The 15,442-nt window shown below is 36.3% G+C and carries 16 protein-coding genes; 6 read left to right on the forward strand and 10 right to left on the reverse strand.

The features are described from left to right. Positions 1 to 28: 28 nt before the first annotated feature. The gene (locus tag CAN42_RS09095) at positions 29 to 325 is read left to right on the forward strand and encodes a DUF4368 domain-containing protein (RefSeq protein ID WP_245149834.1); all 297 of its coding nucleotides are present in this window, start codon (positions 29 to 31) and stop codon (positions 323 to 325) included. A gap of 92 nt (positions 326 to 417) precedes the next feature. Here CAN42_RS09095 and CAN42_RS03150 read toward each other — a convergent pair whose 3' ends face one another. From CAN42_RS03150 to CAN42_RS03155, 3 genes are all read right to left on the reverse strand, one after another. Continuing rightward, complete coding sequence (locus tag CAN42_RS03150) at positions 418 to 1,776, reverse strand: DUF438 domain-containing protein (protein WP_085875500.1); 1,359 nt, start codon at positions 1,774 to 1,776, stop codon at positions 418 to 420. Between the two features lie 99 nt (positions 1,777 to 1,875). Next, positions 1,876 to 2,031 (reverse strand): hypothetical protein, encoded by a 156-nt coding sequence (locus CAN42_RS08980; RefSeq protein WP_167627545.1) that lies wholly within the window; start codon positions 2,029 to 2,031, stop codon positions 1,876 to 1,878. 55 nt (positions 2,032 to 2,086) lie between these two features. Further along, the gene (locus tag CAN42_RS03155; protein ID WP_085875111.1) at positions 2,087 to 3,019 is read right to left on the reverse strand and encodes an IS30 family transposase; all 933 of its coding nucleotides are present in this window, start codon (positions 3,017 to 3,019) and stop codon (positions 2,087 to 2,089) included. Positions 3,020 to 3,281: 262 nt separating this feature from the next. Here CAN42_RS03155 and CAN42_RS03160 point away from each other — a divergent pair, with 262 nt between their 5' ends. The 3 genes from CAN42_RS03160 to CAN42_RS03170 all read left to right on the forward strand — a co-directional run bounded on the left by CAN42_RS03160 (position 3,282) and on the right by CAN42_RS03170 (position 5,171). Beyond that, the gene (locus CAN42_RS03160; RefSeq protein ID WP_245149835.1) at positions 3,282 to 3,509 is read left to right on the forward strand and encodes an undecaprenyl phosphate translocase family protein; all 228 of its coding nucleotides are present in this window, start codon (positions 3,282 to 3,284) and stop codon (positions 3,507 to 3,509) included. Positions 3,510 to 3,655: 146 nt separating this feature from the next. Continuing rightward, positions 3,656 to 4,528 (forward strand): diacylglycerol/lipid kinase family protein, encoded by an 873-nt coding sequence (locus CAN42_RS03165; RefSeq protein WP_085875501.1) that lies wholly within the window; start codon positions 3,656 to 3,658, stop codon positions 4,526 to 4,528. Between the two features lie 4 nt (positions 4,529 to 4,532). Beyond that, complete coding sequence (locus tag CAN42_RS03170) at positions 4,533 to 5,171, forward strand: aspartate/glutamate racemase family protein (RefSeq protein WP_085875502.1); 639 nt, start codon at positions 4,533 to 4,535, stop codon at positions 5,169 to 5,171. A gap of 314 nt (positions 5,172 to 5,485) precedes the next feature. On the opposite strand, the gene CAN42_RS03175 is transcribed toward CAN42_RS03170, so the two are convergent. Then, positions 5,486 to 7,372 carry an ABC-F family ATP-binding cassette domain-containing protein gene (locus tag CAN42_RS03175; protein WP_085875503.1) on the reverse strand — a complete coding sequence of 629 codons (1,887 nt, stop codon included), beginning with the start codon at positions 7,370 to 7,372 and terminating at the stop codon, positions 5,486 to 5,488. Positions 7,373 to 7,638: 266 nt separating this feature from the next. Further along, positions 7,639 to 8,385, reverse strand: a complete 747-nt coding sequence (locus CAN42_RS03180; RefSeq protein ID WP_085875504.1) for an IclR family transcriptional regulator — start codon at positions 8,383 to 8,385, stop codon at positions 7,639 to 7,641. A gap of 448 nt (positions 8,386 to 8,833) precedes the next feature. On the opposite strand from CAN42_RS03180, the gene CAN42_RS03185 reads away from it, so the two are divergent. Further along, complete coding sequence (locus tag CAN42_RS03185) at positions 8,834 to 9,106, forward strand: autorepressor SdpR family transcription factor (RefSeq protein WP_062571508.1); 273 nt, start codon at positions 8,834 to 8,836, stop codon at positions 9,104 to 9,106. Then, entirely contained in the window at positions 9,096 to 9,737 is a 642-nt protein-coding gene (locus CAN42_RS03190; RefSeq protein WP_085875505.1) for an SdpI family protein, read from the forward strand. The genes CAN42_RS03185 and CAN42_RS03190 overlap by 11 nt, the downstream gene beginning before the upstream one ends. Positions 9,738 to 9,834: 97 nt before the next feature. On the opposite strand, the gene CAN42_RS03195 is transcribed toward CAN42_RS03190, so the two are convergent. The 5 genes from CAN42_RS03195 to CAN42_RS03215 all read right to left on the reverse strand — a co-directional run bounded on the left by CAN42_RS03195 (position 9,835) and on the right by CAN42_RS03215 (position 15,441). Then, the gene (locus tag CAN42_RS03195; RefSeq protein WP_085875506.1) at positions 9,835 to 10,629 is read right to left on the reverse strand and encodes a carbon-nitrogen hydrolase family protein; all 795 of its coding nucleotides are present in this window, start codon (positions 10,627 to 10,629) and stop codon (positions 9,835 to 9,837) included. 7 nt (positions 10,630 to 10,636) lie between these two features. Then, positions 10,637 to 11,512: an undecaprenyl-diphosphate phosphatase gene (locus CAN42_RS03200; RefSeq protein WP_085875507.1), complete on the reverse strand. Its 876-nt coding sequence runs from the start codon at positions 11,510 to 11,512 to the stop codon at positions 10,637 to 10,639. Between the two features lie 113 nt (positions 11,513 to 11,625). Next, on the reverse strand, positions 11,626 to 12,987 hold the full coding sequence (dnaB, locus tag CAN42_RS03205; protein WP_085875754.1) for a replicative DNA helicase: 1,362 nt from the start codon (positions 12,985 to 12,987) through the stop codon (positions 11,626 to 11,628). Between the two features lie 5 nt (positions 12,988 to 12,992). Further along, complete coding sequence (rplI, locus tag CAN42_RS03210) at positions 12,993 to 13,442, reverse strand: 50S ribosomal protein L9 (protein WP_085875508.1); 450 nt, start codon at positions 13,440 to 13,442, stop codon at positions 12,993 to 12,995. Between the two features lies 1 nt (position 13,443). After that, complete coding sequence (locus CAN42_RS03215; protein WP_085875509.1) at positions 13,444 to 15,441, reverse strand: DHH family phosphoesterase; 1,998 nt, start codon at positions 15,439 to 15,441, stop codon at positions 13,444 to 13,446. Position 15,442: the final 1 nt, after the last annotated feature.

Below are 15,442 nucleotides of genomic sequence, written 5' to 3' on the forward strand. Positions count from 1 at the left end.
ATATTTTTATCTATTATATCACATTTCTATGATTATCTTCATACTATCATTTTATGGGTTGTTCCTAAAACATAAGCATCAAATATTTACATCTCCAAAAACTCACTTACAGAATTGTTGGAGATTTTTTATTTTAGGGGTTCGATTATGCTCCTTTCTAAATCTAGTAAAGAAATACACGGATATTAAAGAACTTGATCAAGAAATAATTAGAACTTTTGTAGATAAGATTTATGTAGAACAATCAGAAAAAGTTCCAGGTACAAATTTAAAGAAACAGACCATTTGGATTTATTGGAATTTTATTGGGAAAATTGACATTTAAAAATCGGCACAAAGGTTAATACCTTCATGCCGATTAAATTTTAAGGAAATAATCCCTAATTAAGAGCCCCTAAGGGGGCTTTTTTCATATCATCAATATTGGCTTATGTCCTCCACTGTTTCCAAGGTGCCCATATAAGTGCCAGCTTCATCATAAACTGCAAGGTACTTAACTAGGATCTTCTTTCCCTTAATATCTCTACACACAACTAGACGATCCCTCTTTTTGTTTTTGAAATCATCAAGCAAGGACTTTACCATTGGGACAACTTTTGGAGGATGACAAGAAGCTACGTCTCTATTTAAACAGGACTTAGGTCTAGGAAAAATTTTGTCCTTACCCTCAGAATAATATCTAACAAAGTCATCCTTATCTATAAAGGTTAGCTCGGCATCAAGGGTCCTAAAAATTTGAAGGGCTTCCTTTATCTTTAAGCTTCCAGTTTCGAATTCAAGACTTCCACAAGAAACTTCTTCTTCTTCTTCTTCAGGTAGGATTTCTTTAGGTCTATAGTCCTTCCAAAGTGGGACATCATCAACTAAGTCTAGTCCATATTCTTCAAGGTCGCCATAAATTTTATTCCACTCTTCCTCTGTGAAGTTTTCTTTTAAAAGGGGGAAGAGGATATTTTCTTCTTTATATATCATTTCATAGACCCTATCTAAAATTTTATTTAAGCTTTCCTCATCATAAGAATTTGTCTTTACAATGTTAGATAGGTCACTTCTTATTTCATCATCAACAGCCCACATAACATCGCTAGGACCACTGATATTGTATTTAGTTTTCAAGAGGGGATAAATAAGTCCAGCCTTTTTCCCATAGTGCGAATTTATTTTTAAAAGCTCTATTATCTTAGCTAACTTGTCCTTACTATTTTTAACTTCGTCAGCCAAAAATTTAATTTTTTTATTTTCTGCACTCAAAATATTTAGGGGATGACCTGGGATTTTTTCCAAATCCTTTTGACTCTCATCTACAATATTACTTTCGTGGAAAAGTGCAGAGTGGATGTCGCATAGTTTTTGGACTTTTTCTAGGGGAAGGCCACTCATAATTAGTTCTTGTTCAGCATCGACAATTTCCTTTGAAGATACATCCTTGAAATTTTTTACAAAATCACTTCTAACAGCTTCCAAGTCTTCGCCCTCGGAAAGTCTTTCGATATAGGATTTTAATAGCTTAAGTCTTTCATTATCTTCCCTGGCATCATCATTAACAATTTCTTCATCAACTAGATTGAAGCCTTCTTCTTTTAACTTCTCCTTGATTAAATCCAAGTCTATATTTTTTATCTTGGCTCCTTTTTTTATCGAAACCATTTTTCCCACAGTAGAAAGGGCTAGGGGATTTGTAATTTCAGTAAAACCCAAATCCTTTAAGATATATTTTAAATTTGGAAATTTTTCAATGAGACTTGCTACGGGTTCGTCTAAGTTTATATTCTTCATACTTCCTCCTAAAATTTTATTAAGGATATTATATTCCTTATTAGTAAAGATTTGTTAAATTTAATCAAATAAAAAGAGACTCTGTCGAGCCTCTAGACTTTATTTAGTTTCTAAAACCAAAGCTCCTATTAACTTGTAGACAGCTAAGAGGCAGATTAGGATAAAGATGCTTAAGAAGGGATCCTTAGTGTAAGTAACAAGTACAATGCCAAGAAGTATGCTAACTAAACTTTCCAAAAATTTTTTGTTTTTCATGTTTATCCTCCTTATAAAGTTTTTATGTGATGAATTGCAAATAATATTGCGACACCTAAATTAAACTAAGTTCATGTAAAAATAATTCAAATGGAGTTTGATAATTTAGACATTTCCTAGGTCTGCTGTTAAGCTCCATTAAATTTTTAATAAGATCTTCTTCAGATATCTCTGCTAAATCTGTCTTTTTAGGATAATATTCTCTCAATAGACCATTTGAATTTTCATTACTTCCTCTTTGCCATGCTGAATATGGGTCAGCAAAGTAAAAGTCTATCCCAAGCTTTTCAACTTCATCATAGCAAGCAAATTCTTTTCCTCTATCTGATGTAAAACTTTTTAAGGCTTCTTTTGGAAGTGATTTAACAAGTTTATTGATTGCTTCAAACATTGAATCTTTGCTTCTATCTTTCATTGGTAATGCTATATAAAACCTTGTTTTTCTTTCAACAAATGTTGCTAAACACCCCTTGCTTTTTCCTCTAGAAGACACAACTGTATCAAGTTCCCAGTGTCCGAAGGAAACCCTATACTTTATGTTTTTTGGTCTTTTTCTTATAGATGTACCTATGTTAAATTTTCCTCTTGTTTCTTTGCTTTTTCTAGACTTACCTTTTCTTCTTAATCTTGAAATATCAAAATCTATTACTCCAGAATAAATCCAGTTATATATTGTTTTAAAGCTTAATATTCCTTTATAAAGGCAACCTACAATTTGCTCAGGTGACCATTTAGAATTAAGCTTTTCTTTGATATTTTCTAATATTTCATAAGTTACTTTAGTTTTTCTTCCTTTTAATGATGATTTAGATTCTTTATCTCTTTCTGCTAGGCCAGCTTCGTATTCAGTATCACATCTTTTAAGCTCTCTAGCTATTGTGGAATGATGACATCCTAAAATTTTCGCTATTCTTCTAGAAGAATAGCCCTCTTTGTTTAATACCTCTATCTTATTTCTTTCGTTTAGTGTAAGATGTTTATAGCTCATATTAACCTCCGTGTGTGTTTTTGTCGTTATTAACATTTTACACGAAGTTAGTATGAGTTTTTATTTTTTATTTGTGTCGCATTTAATTTTACAACTTATTATGTACTTAATAAAATATTTCTTATCAATTATTATATACCACAAAAAAAGGGTTTTAAAGGATAAACCTTTAATTAGATAAAGAATATTAAAAATTTGTAAAATTTCCTACTTTAAAAATAATTTTTACAATTAAATGTTATCATAGGAAAATGGAGGATTTATGTTAATTAATTTTTTTCACGGGATGGTCATGGCAATAGCAGACTCTGTGTCAGGAGTAAGTGGGGGAACTCTTGCCTTCATATTAGGGTTTTATGATAAATTTATAGACAGCTTGCATGAATTTTTTGGGAGCCAAGGAGAAAAGAGGAAAGAAGCCTTTAAGTATCTCTTTAAGCTTGGACTAGGTTGGCTCTTTCGGTTTTATAGTAAGCTCAGGAAAATATGAGTTAATAGAAATTTTTAAGCAGGAGGAGGGAAAGTTTTAGGTAAAACTTCTTTAGAGGATATGAAAAAACTTCTTTAAGACACCTCGAATTAAGATTCTTGGAAAAGCAATTAAGATTTACTATAATAAAATACAAGTGGTGAATTATGAAGAAATTATTTATTATAAGTTCCAAGTCAGGCAGGGGTCGTGACAAAAATTTTGAGAGGGAACTTTTAAAATATTTTAAAGAAGATGAAATAAAAATTACAGAGAAGGCAGGGGACACAATTCTCTTTGCAGAGGACTTCAGGGACCAGGCTGGCGACATCCTCTTTATAAAAGGCGGAGATGGTGCCCTATCAGAAGTTGCCAACGTCCTAAGAGGAAGCAACACAGCCTTAGGACTTGTGCCAGGAGGAACGGGCAACGACTTTTCCAAAAACTTTAGACCCTTCGACCTTTCAAAAATTTTTAATTATGAAATTTCTCCCATTGACTTAGTGGAAGTAAATGGAAAAACTTGCATAAATGTAACGAGCCTTGGCTTCGACACCAATGTTCTGAAGTACGCCTATGACATCATGGATAGGAAGAAGCTTTCAGGCAAGCTTGCCTACCTCTACGGGGTTGTAAAAAGTGTGGCGAATTTAGAAAATGTAAATTTAAAAATTTCTTATTACGACGAAGAAGATAATGAAAGAGAAATCAATGGGAGATTTTTGGTATCTGCCCTTTGCAACGGATCCTATTATGGCAATGGATTTAATCCATCACCAAGGGGAAGGCTTGACGATGGACTCTTGAATTTAATCCTGGCAGATGAGATGGGACCTCTTGGAATTATAAAATTATTTTCTTCCTATCGCAAAGGCACCCACCTAGGCAAGCCTGGAGTGAGAGAAATTATAACAAGGTCTGGGGTGATTTCATCAGACCAAGAATTTTTATACAACATTGACGGAGAAATTTATAGGGCAAGGGACATAAGCTACAAGGTCTTGCCCCAAGCATTAAAGTGGATTTATTTTAAGGAGTGAGAAGATGAAAGTTGGAGTATTCGCAGGGACTCATGAAGACACAAGGATGGGAGTAGACCTCTTGGAGGGAAGAGGTTTTGAAACTTTGTCCTATCCCATTTCCAAGAACCCCAAGGACCAATCCCTTCTTCAATATTATTCAAGAGAAGAGTTGACAAGGCTCGTTGAAGAAAAAATTGTAGATGCAAAGGCTAAGGGGGCAGAGAAAATTTTTATCTACTGCAATTCACTTTCAGCTTCCATTGACATCGACGACCTATCACGTCGCCAGGAAATACAAATTATCACTCCCTTGGACTTTTATAAGGAACTTGACTCATCATATAAGAAGTTAATCATCCTGGCAGCAAACTCAAAATCAGCCTATGGTGTTGATGCCCTTGTCTGTGCAAAAAACTTTAGGGACACAATTTCTCTTGGCATCCTAAGTCTTGTGGAAGAAATTGAAAAGAAGACACCGCCAGAAGAAATCGTAAAGAAGCTGGGACTGAGAGACCTCTTTAACTTTTTTAACAAGATGGAAGATGGGCAAGATGGAATCATCCTCGCCTGTACCCACTTCCCCTACATGAAAGAGGAATTTAAAAAATTAACAGACATAGAGATCCTAGACCCAGCAGAGGACATGATAGATAGACTGTAAAGTTAAGTGATCCACATAACTAAAAATTGCACGAAAAAAAGAGCTTTTTCTTAGCTCTTTTATTTTTTTACCCACAAAAGTGGATAAATTTTATGAAATTGTGGATAAGATTGTATAAATCTTATAAAGTTTCCTTAAATTTCTTGTAAAATTACAAACTTTTCTTGTTTTATGATAAGATTTTCAAAATGTGCATGAATTGTGCAGAACTTTTCAAGACAAATGTTTAAATTCTTGTGGATAATGTGGATAAATCTGGGGATAAAGTCTTTATCACAAGTAGGCTTGTGGAGAAAAATTTTATTAATTTTTTATCAATCCTCAAGTTCCATCCATTTTTCATAGAGGTCTTCTAAAGTATTTGCAAGGCTTTCACGCTCTATTGATAAATCGCTTGCTAGTTGATAATCGCTGTAAGTGTTAGAGTCTGCAAGTTTAGAGTCGATTGTGGATAACTTTTCTTCGATTGTTGAAATCTCTTTTTCAACTTTTTCTTTTTCCTTGCGAAGGACCTTATTTTTTTTGCGTTCTTCTCTCTCTTCACGCTTTTCCTTTTCAATTTCTGTTCTTGACTTGTAGTCATGGTCAAGACCTTCAACCTCTGTGGTCTTTTCAAGATAGTAATCGTAGTTGCCAAGGAAGCTGTTGATGCCCGACTTTGTCATTTCAAAAATTTTATCAACAGTCTTATTTAAAAAGTACCTGTCGTGGGATATGGATAGGACTGTTCCATCGTACTTTAAGAGGGCATCTTCAAGGATTTCCTTTGAGTCGATATCCAAGTGATTGGTAGGCTCGTCAAGGACAAGAAAGTTTGCCCCCTTTAGCATAATTTTTAAAAGTGAAAGTCTTCCACGTTCTCCACCAGATAGTTCGTCAACGGTCTTAAAGATGTCGTCGCCCACAAAGAGAAACTCTGCTAAGTATTTTCGAATTTGGAAGTGTTCAAGCTTTGGAAACTCGTCCCAAATTTCATCCATGACAGTCTTGTCTAAGTTTAAGTTGTCCAGCTCTTGGTAGAAAAATGCAACCTCAACATTAGACCCAAGTTTAACTTCTCCAGAGCTTGGAGAAAGTTCTCCAGCAATTATCTTAAAGAGGGTGGACTTGCCCACACCGTTGGGACCAATGAGGCCAATCTTGTCGTTTTTGTAAACAAAGGCACTTAAGTCATGAAAGACTTGGTGGTCGCCAAAGGACTTTGAAAGGTCCTTGATTTCCAAGACATCCTTGCCTGAAGTTTTATTTGGCGTGAAGTGGAGATTGGTCTTCTTATTTGATGCCGGCATCTCAATCCTCTGCATCTTATCAAGCATCTTCTTACGGCTCTTGCCCTGCTTGATGAACCTGTCACGGCCAAGATTCATATACCTCTTTATGATCTCTTCCTGCCTCTTGATTTCCTTTTGTTGGTCCTCATACTGTCTCTTTAAGACTTCAAAATCCTTCTTCCTCTGCCTCATGTAGGTGTCGTAGTTGCCCTTGTAGGATTTGGTTTCTCCATTTTCCAAGAGGACGATCTTGGAGACAATGTTGTTTAAGAAGTACCTATCGTGACTGATTATGATAACAGCCTTGTCAATGTCCTTTAGATATTTTTCAAGCCAAGAGATTGCTCCAATGTCCAAGTGGTTGGTAGGCTCGTCAAGTAAGAGCAGGTCTGCCTCTTCAAGGAGGAGCATGGCTAGTGCCACACGAGACTTTTGCCCGCCAGATAGGGTGGAGATGTCCTTGTCAAAGTCCTCTTCTGTGAAGCCAAGACCAATTAGGGTTCCCCTTATCTTTGAATTATAAGAATAGCCATCCCTCTTGTGGAACTCGTCTTGGAGCCTTTGGTACTTCATGAGTTCTTCGTCGAGATTGTCGGGGTTAGCGGCAATTATGTGTTCTTGATTTCTCAAGTTTTTTTCAAGTTCTATTAGGTCAGCAAAGATTGAAAGGCAGTTGTCGTAAATAGACCCCTCAGTGTGAAGGCTAAGTTGTTGCTCTAGGTAACCAACCTTTAAATCCTTCTTCCTAAAAATTTCCCCATCATCATAGGAAAGATTTTCTGTAATTATATTAAAAAGAGTGGACTTGCCACTTCCGTTGATTCCAATGAGGCCAATTTTATCCTTGTCCTCAACTATTAGGTTTCCAGCCCTAATAGTTTCTTCATCAATATAGGATTTTTTTATATTCGTTAAACTAAGTATTGGCATAATGACCTCCCAGATACATTTTAACAAATTAGGAGGACCTTTAAAAGAAGCTAGGCTTGTGAAGTAGCTTGGAAAGCATTGAATAATAAAATAGGGTAAGCCTATAGGATCTTGTGACTTAATAAGAATTTATGACTTTATATAAGTTTATGACTTTATAAATTTTTGTGACTTAGTAAGAATTTGTAAGTTAAGTTAAATTAAATCTATAAAAATTATAAAAAAAGTCAATAAAAAAACTCTACCTTTAAAAGTAGAGTTGATAATTAATCTGAGTATCCTAAATTCTTTGAAAATTCAATTCCAGCATTTTTCACTGCTTCAATGTATTCTTTTTTAGAAGCCTCGTTGATCCTTTCCTTTGGTATGACAACGCCAATAGCTCCCACAAGTTGGTCCTTGTAGTTAAAGACTGGGGCGCCAATCCCAATAACTGAATCAATGTATTCTGAATCGGAAACAGAAAATTTGTTGTTCCTTATTTGCATTAAATCATGCCTCAGCGCTTCCTTGTCAACAGGTACATCAAGGTATTCGGAAAGGTCCTTCTTTAAGTAGTAGTTTATATAGTCATCAGATTGAAAGGCCAAGATAGTCTTTCTTATTGCTCCCTTGTGGAGGTCAATTTCTATGCCAAAATTTTCCACAATCTTTAGGGAGTGTTTGCCTTCAGCCTTGGAAAGCATAAGACCCTTGTCGCCAGACTTTATGACAAAATAAGAGTCCTCATTGGTCATATCAGACAAATTTTCAAGGACTGCCTTGCCAACAGCTTGTGGATCAAGCTTTGAGGATGCCTTAATGCCAAGGGGAATTAGGGCAGGTCCCAGACCATAGAGGTGGGTCCTTTCGTCCTTTGATACAAATCCAACCCCTATTAGGGTGGAGAGAATCCTGTGGGCTGTGCTTGGGGGTATATTTAAAAATTCAGAAATTTCTGCAATTGTAAGCTCTCTATTTTCACTCTTTAAGATGTCTAAAACATTAGCTGCCTTGACTAAACTTTGAATCATAATTTCACCTTCCAACTTTAATTATACCACATACTGGAAACTATTTCATTCTTAGAAATTAATACGCCATAAGTTAATCTAATCGTAAGGAAAGAAAAGAGTCTTTTTATTATTTTAAGTTAAATTTTTATTTTTTGATGAAAAAGTTAATTAAAGTTAATATTTTGATTTTTTTATTTTTTTTGTGGGAGAGAATATTTTTTATTATGCAAGAAGATATTTTTGATTTATAAATTCTAAAATTTTAGAAGTTAGTAAGTTTTAAAAATTGAAAGTAAGTAATTCAAAAAAAATTAAATTCTCAGAAAAGAGAAAGATGCGAAAAACAAAAATAAAAACTATTTAGATAAATTTCAAAATAGTCTTGACAGAGAGAAAAAATTTTATATAATTAAATTAACCATTTAGATAATTATCGAAATAGAATTAAAGGAAGGGAAGTGATCCAGTGTTTTCTGATACCTTTAAGGCCTTGTCAGACCCCGTTAGGCTAGAGATTTTAAACATGCTTAGGTCGGGCAGGATGAACGCAGGAGAAATTGCTGACAAGTTCGACCTCTCCAAGGCGACAATCTCCCACCACCTAAAAATTTTAAAAGACCAAGACCTAATTTACGAAGAAAAGGAAAAGAATTTTATTTACTACGAACTCAACACTTCAGTTTTCGAAGAAATACTTACATGGATTGTGAAATTCAAAGGAGGTCCAGATGAAAAATAAATTTAAACTAAGGAAAGATTCAATAATTTCCATAATCGCATCAATTTTACTTGTAGTAATTTTTAATATCTTATTTTATGACAAGATGCCTGCAGAACTTCCAACTCATTGGAACTTCCAAGGGCAAGCCGATGACTATAGTTCAAAGTTTCATGCTATGGTAGTAATTCAAGGCTTTCTTGTACTTATGAATGCCTTCCTCTGCTTTATGCTAGACAGTGACCCAAAAAATAAGCAACAATTTAACCTTGTAATGACTATAAGCAAGCTTTCCATGCCCGCAATAATGCTTTTGATTTATATAATAACAGTTATGGCAGGATTTGGAAGAGAGGTAAAGGTGTCAACGATACTTCCAATTTTCATTGGTCTTTTATTTATCGCCATTGGAAACTACTTTCCAAAGATAAAGAGGAACTACACTATGGGGATAAAGCTACCATGGACTCTTAACAGCGACGAGAACTGGAGAAGGACTCACAGGCTTGGCGGAATTTGCTTTATAATAATTGGACTTTCCCTAATCCTTTCAGTATTTTTAAAAAGTGAAATTGTATTTTTAGTTCCACTTATACTTGGTGGAATAATTCCAGCAATTTACTCTTACTATCTTTACACTAAGGGAATTTAAAAAAATAAAAAAAGTCTTGGTTGACTTCCAAGGCATAAAAAAGCTCTTGCAGATATTTTTGCAAGAGTTTATTTTTTGTAAATTATTATTTGCCAACTTATAATTTTCTATTTCTTCTTGATACTTCAAGGGGAAGTTTTTCTCTTTCCCTCTTCACCTTATGATTTTCTAATTTTAAGACTGCGTAATTTTTGTCTTCGCCAAGGTCCACTTCTATCTTGCCACTCGGGTCAACTATAAGTGAGTGGGCGTAGGCATTCTTTGACAAGTCATCATCTCTTGCTATGGCAGGTGAGACCAAATAACATTGGGTGTCAACTGCACGAGCCCTGTTGAGAAGGTGGAAGTGAACTTCGCCAGTCTTCTTCATAAAGGTTGATGGGACAAAGATGACTTCTGCTCCATAGTCCCTAAAAGTTTGGAAGAGTTCTGGAAATCTCAAGTCAAAACAAATTGCAAGGCCAAAGGTTCCGTATTCTGTTTCAAAAACTCCAAGGGACTTGCCACCAGAGATTGTAGCTGACTCCTTATAGCCTTCGATGTCGAAGAGGTTGATCTTGGAGTATCTGTATATTTCTTTTCCAGACTTGTCAAAGACATAAGACCTGTTGTAGATCTTGTCGCCTGACTTAATTGGAATAGACCCACCAATTAGGTAGACCTCATTATCTTTTGCCACCTGGCTCATCTTCTCATAAGTTTCGCCAAAGTCCTCTTCAGCAAATTTTGTGAAGTAGGCGTTTTGGTAGGGGCAGTTCCACATCTCAGGTAGACAAACTACATCTGCTCCTTCTTTCTTAACAAGGGCTATAGATTCTTCCATTGTCTTTAAGTTTTCTTCCTTGTCGCCCTTAGCAGGCAGCTGAATTATTCCAACCTTAAAATCTTTCATAGACACCTCATATTAAATTTAAAAAGCCAAGGCATAGGACCACTAAGCCGAGGGCAATCCTGTAGTATCCAAAGGGAATGAAGTCGTGTTCACGAACGTAGCCCAAGAATTTTTTGATAACAACAAGGGCAACGATGTAGGAGATTATACCTCCAAGAAGGATCAAGAACCATTGCCATAGGCTGAAGGAGAAACCAATTTTTAAAATCTTTAGGGCAGTTGCACCAAGCATGGTTGGGACTGCAAGATAAAAGGAAAACTTGGCAGCACTTGTTCTTGAACAACCAAGTAGCATGGCTCCAATAATTGTCGCTGCTGAACGAGATGTGCCTGGCACCATGGCAAGGCATTGGAAGAAACCAATGAAGAGGGCAGTCTTTAGTCCAATGTCATTTAGGCTTTCGTACTTAAAGCCCTTGTTCTTATTATTTTTTTCCATAAAAATAATTACTATCCCGTAAAAGATAAGTGCTATAGCAACTGTAATGGGATTAAAAAGATGAGCATCGATGAAGTCATCTAAGAGGAAGCCAAAGAAAGCTGCTGGCAAGAAGCCAACAATGATCTTTGCAATTAGTCTCATTGTCTCAAGGTCCCTGTACTTGAATTTTTCTTTTAAGCTTAGGCCATTGTATTTTTCTTCTCCAAGAAGAGGAAGTAATTTTCCCTTGGCAATGGGGTTGATGTCATAGAAGTAGAGATAAACTACTGCTAAGATAGCACCAAGTTGGATGATTACACTAAAGGCATTGGAAAAGGACTTGGGTTCAAGTTTTATAAAGCTGTCAGCTATTATAAGGTGGCCTGTTGATGACACAGGCAAAAACTCTGTAAGTCCCTCGATGATACCGAGGAAGATTACTTTTATTAAATCTAAAATCATATTAACCTCCAATATTTTTTCAAAGCTTATTATAACATTTGTCGCAAAAAAAATAAAAGACTCTGGCTTTCACAAGAGTCTCTAAAAATTTTATTTATTTATCAATCGTTTCTCTAATCGTTTCTCTGCAAGTTCAAGAATTTTGTAAATTCCTTCTTGAACATCAACTCAACAGTTCCCGTTGGACCATTCCTGTGCTTGGCGATAATAACTTCACCAACATTTGGTTTTTCTGATTCTTCCTTAGTGTAATACTCGTCTCTGTAGAGGAACATTACAATGTCGGCGTCTTGCTCTATGGCACCTGACTCACGAAGGTCAGATAGGATTGGTCTGTGATCAGTCCTAAGTTCTGGAGCACGAGAAAGTTGTGAAAGGGCGATGACAGGGACTTCTAATTCCTTGGCAATAGCCTTGAGGTTTCTCGATATTGCAGAAATTTCTTGTTGCCTTGACTCAGATCTTGATGACATCTGCATAAGTTGTAGGTAGTCAATTACAATTAGGTCAAGTCCCTTTTCAACCTTCATCCTTCGGCACTTGGCTTTGAGCTCTAGTGGAGAGATACCAGCTGTGTCATCAATTTCCATTTTTAAGTTAGACACAATGGGCATGGTGTTAATTATTTTTGTCCACTCCTCTTCATTTAAGTTTCCACTAATGACCTTTTGGAGGTCAACGTGGGAAGTGGATGAGATAATTCTTTGGAAGAGTTGGTTCTTACTCATTTCAAGAGAAAAGACTGCAACTGATGCACTACCTCTTAGGGCAGCGTTAGTTGCAATATTTACCATGAGGGCAGTCTTACCCATAGAAGGTCTTGCTGCCAACAAAATCAAATCAGACTTTTGAAGTCCAGAAATTTTTCTATCTAGGTCCACAAAACCAGTTGTAAGTCCCGTAAGGGCATTGGGGTTTTGTGCCTTTTTTTCCATTTCAGCGAAGGAGTCCAGAGCAATGTTTTTTATATTTACAAGGCCATTCTTTGTGGAGTCTTGAGTTATGTCAAAGACAGATTTTTCTGCAAGCTCAATGATGAGGTCTGCCTGGGCATCAGGAGAATAGGCAGCAGAAATTACCTTGTCTGATGAACCAATTAGCTCTCTTAAGATTCCCTTCTCCTTGATGATCTTGCAGTAGTATTTGATATTTGAAACTGCAGTTACATTAGACGAAAGATCTGCAAGGTAGGGGATGCCGCCAACCACTTCAAGGTCGTCAGTCTTTTTAAGTTCCTCTGCAATTGTAATTACATCGGCGGCTTCATTCCTGTTGTAAATATTTAAGATGGCACTGTAAATTTTTCTGTGGGCTTCTTGGTAGAAGTCCTTGATATTTAATAACTCAATGGATGTAGTGATGGCTTCCTTGGAAAGCATCATAGATCCAAGGGCTGACTCCTCTGCCTCCAAATTGTGGGGAGGCATCTTTAAATTTGAAACAGAATTAAAATTTAATTCTCCCTTTGCATCCATATCCATCAAGATTCCGGTCTAACATTTACTTTTAGTGTAGCAACAACGTCTGGGTAAAGCTTGATGTCAATGTTTTTCATGCCAGCTTCCTTGATGTTTTCGCCAAGTTCGATTTTTTTCTTATCAACATCAATCTTGTGGTCTTGTTTTAATTTTTTTGCAATATCAGCAGAAGTGATAGCACCAAAAAGTCTTCCACCTTCTCCAGCCTTAGCCTTAATAGTTAAAGTGATTTCGCTAATTTTTTTCTTAATTTCATTAGCTTTAGCGCGATTTTCTTTTTCTAATTTTTCTTCTTCAAGCTTGTTCTTCTTCCATGTTTCCATATTTTCTGGAGTAGCTTCAACGGCAATACCCCTTGGTAACAAGAAGTTTCTAGCATAGCCAGTCTTTGCGTTAACAATTTCGCCTTTTTTGCCTAGAGTTTTGTCGTCCTTAATTAAAATTACTTTCATGTTATTCCTCGCTTTTATTTTCAATTAAATATTCGTCAATTGCATTTATTAAAATCTTTTCTGCTTCATCTAAGTCAGTTGTGTCAAGTTGGGCACCAGCCATATTCAAGTGGCCGCCTCCGCCAATTTTTTCCAATATAAGTTGGACTGATACAACTTCTCCACGAGATCTGCCTGATATGTGGACCTTGCCATCATTTATTGTTAAGACAAAGGATGCATCTATTCCGTTGATATCAAGTAGGGCATCGGCAGCTTGGGCTGCAACAAGTACAGAGTTGTTGGCTTCCTTGTCGAATCTTGAAACAGCAATATTGTCGTGGATTATCTTAGTGTTGTGAATTACTTCTGCCCTATAAACCATAGTATCTAAATCGTCTTGGAAGAGGGCCTTTACCTTTAGCATATTTGCCCCAGCTCTCTTTAAGATGGAAGCGGCTTCAAAGGTCCTTACACCAGTTTGGAAGGAGAAGTTCTTAGTGTCAACCACTATACCACTCATTATGGCATCAGCCTCAAAGTGAGTTAGGTTTAAGTCGTTAGACATATAAGTTAGCATCTCAGTTATAAGCTCACAAGTCGAAGATGCATAGGGTTCCACGTATTGGAGAACAGGATTGTCAACAAATTCCTTGCCTCTCCTGTGGTGGTCTATAACCACAATTTGATTAGTCCTATCCAAGAGTTCTGGGCACTCTGTAAAGGATGGCTTGTGGTTGTCCACTATAACTAAAAGGGAAGAGTGCTTAATATTATTTAGTGCAGTTTCCCTAGAAATAAGTTTTTCATAAGTTTCTGTCTCTTCTTCCTTCATCCTATCAATTAAATTGTCAATTGATGGGTTGGATTTTTCAAGGACAATAAAGCCTTCCTTGTTTCGATTTAAGGTTGCACGAAGACAACCAATAGCTGCACCAATGGCATCCATGTCAGGGTTTTTGTGACCCATGATGTAGACATTTTCAGACCTATCGATCAATTGCTTTAGGGCTTCACCAATTACCCTTGCCTTAACCTTATTTCTCTTTTCCATGGCCTTGGATTTTCCACCAAAGAACTCGTAGTTGTCATCAACTTTTACAACAGCTTGGTCGCCACCACGACCTAGTGCCAAGTCAAGAGAAGAGTCAGACTCAACATAGGCATCCTTGAAGTTAAGTCCAAAGGAAGAAACTCCAATGGAAAGTGTAATTGGGATTGAATTCCCCTTATTGAGGTCTCTTAGGTCATCTAGGATGTCAAATCTCTTTTCCTTAATTGCCTTTAGGGACTTAAAGTTCATAACCACAAGATATAGGTCCTCGTCAGATTTTTTTACAAGGGCATCGTACTCTTCAAAGTATTGAGAAATTGTTGAGTCAATTTCTGCAATTAGAAGGGGCCTGATTTCTGATGGGGCAGAAGATATAGCCTCATCAAAGTTATCCACTTCAACCTTTGCCACGATGGCAAATTCATCCGTGTACTTGTTTTTTAAATTTTGATAGGCAGTGTTGTCCACTAGATAAAATAGGGCAGACTTGCCTTCTCCCTTTTCAGACTTGCTTTCCACAATGTTGGTATAGATGTTAAAAAATCTTTTATTTACTTCAACAGGTATAGTCCTTTGACCCTCAGAGTTTAAGATATTTGCTATATCAATATCTCCAATTAGGTTTTCAAGATCACCCTCCAAGACGCTATTTTCATTAAAGAGATTGATGAAGGGAGTATTGTACCAAAGGATTTTTGCCTTTTCATCTGTAACAACAAGGGGAAAGGGCATGTCGAAGATTGCCTGCTTAGTCAGGGAATCAAATCTTTCATTTAAGCTTTCAAGGTTTTTTAAATTTTCTTCATTTTTAATATTTATTTTGTTATAGGCCAAGAAGGCTACATAGGCAAGTGCCAAAATTCCCAAAATACCAAGTAGGGGTCTTGTGAAAATTAATGCCACAACAAGGGCTATTCCAAAAATAAAAAAGGGAAGAAAATCTTTAAATTTATATTCGTTTTTCATA

It is taken from the genome of Peptoniphilus vaginalis, assembly GCF_900176605.1.
Lineage (GTDB): Bacteria > Bacillota > Clostridia > Tissierellales > Peptoniphilaceae > Peptoniphilus_A > Peptoniphilus_A vaginalis.